Here is a 1,701-nt window from a genome sequence, read left to right as displayed (position 1 = left end):
CGGGGGCGGAGCCGGCGGGGGGAGGGGGCCCGGGGACGGCGGCCGCCGGCTCGCCCGGCACGGGCCGGGCGTTCGCATCCTCGTCGTGCGCGTCCATTGCGTCCTGTCTTCCCGTGTCTGCCGAGTACCGCCGCCCGTGCCGTGACGGCCGCACCGGAACGGTACTCAGGCCCACCCGCCGGGCACAGCCCAGGGGGCACGGCGGCCACGGGGCCGTCCACAGAGGTGGACACCCTACGGTCCCGCCCTTCCGGCGCACCGGCGTTCCCTTCTTGTAGAACCTGTTCTATCTTGGCGCTCCGCCGGACCGGCCGGCGTCCGGACGAAGCGCACGGGCCGGTCACGCGGACGAGCCGGACCATCCGGACGAGCTGGACGAGCTGGACGAGCTGGACGAGCTGGAAGGACGGACCCGTGGACTTCACCTTCGGCGAGGAGCAGCAGGCGGCCGTGGAAGCGGCGAAGGCGGTCTTCGCGGGGGTCGCGCCGGACGGTGTGCCGAGTCCCGCGCTGACCGCGGGCGCCGTCGCGGACGACGTCGACCGCGTTCTGTGGGCCCGGCTCGCCGACGCGGACCTGCTGAGCCTGCTGCTCGACGAGCGCCACGGCGGCGCCGGTCTGGACGTGGTCGCCCTGTGCCTGGTGCTGCGGGAGTCGGCGAAGGTGCTCGCCAGGGTGCCGCTGCTGGAGAGCACGGCGGCCGCCGTCGCCGTACAGGCGTACGGCGGCGAGGAGTTGCGGACCCGCCTGCTCGCACGGGCCGGCCGGGGCGAACTGGTGCTGACCGTCGCCGCGCACGGCCGCACCGGCCACGACGGCGCCGAACTCGCCGTGAGCGCCCGGCGGGACGGTGACGCGTGGGTGCTGGACGGGCTGCAGACGGCCGTCCCCTGGGCACGGAACGCCGACTTCGTCCTCGTACCCGCCCTGAACACCGGCCCGAACGCCGCTTCGGGCCGTTCCGTGCTGGCCCTCGTACCGCGCGGGCACCGGGGCGCCGTGCTCGCCGAGCAGATCTCCACGACGGGCGAGTCGCTCGGCGAACTGCGGCTGGATTCCGTACGGGTCCCCGCGGGTGACGTCATCGAGGCCGACGGTGCCTGGGAGTGGCTGCGGAACCTGCTCGTCACCGGGACCTGCGCGCTGGCCCTCGGACTCGGTGAGCGCGTGCTCGCCATGACGAGCGAGTACACCGGCAAGCGGGAGCAGTTCGGCTTCCCGATCGCCACGTTCCAGGCCGTGGCCGTGCAGGCCGCCGACCGCTACATCGATCTGCGCGCGATGGAGGCGACCCTCTGGCAGGCCGCCTGGCGCATCGGCACGGGCGCGGGCGGGGCCCTGCCCGCGTCCGGTGACGTGGCCGTCGCCAAGATCTGGGCCTCCGAGGGCGTACGCCGGGTCGTGCAGACCGCCCAGCACCTGCACGGGGGCTTCGGCGCGGACACCGAGTACCCGCTGCACCGGTACCACGCCTGGGCCAAGCACCTGGAGCTCTCGCTCGGCCCGGCGGCAGCACACGAGGAGGCGCTGGGGGACCTGCTGGCGGCGCACCCCCTGGGATGAAGGGGCCGTGGGACGCCGTGGGGGCGACGCGGGACGCCGTGGGGGGTGAAGGAACGCTCGGCCGAAGGGTTCGGGCCCGGGCCCGCTACAGCACGAACCCCGGTTTGCCCTCCGCGTTCACCACGGGACGACCCTCGG

Annotated in this window: 1 protein-coding gene; it reads left to right on the top strand. The window is 74.8% G+C overall.

Features of this window, described 5'->3' with window-relative positions:
• The first annotated feature begins 414 nt into the window (after positions 1-414).
• On the top strand, positions 415-1,563 hold the full coding sequence (locus HO151_RS00550) for an acyl-CoA dehydrogenase family protein (protein WP_173894171.1): 1,149 nt from the start codon (positions 415-417) through the stop codon (positions 1,561-1,563).
• Positions 1,564-1,701: the final 138 nt, after the last annotated feature.

The sequence above is a fragment of the Streptomyces sp. 8P21H-1 genome (assembly GCF_013302945.1).
This window is presented reverse-complemented; position numbering and strand designations above follow the sequence as displayed.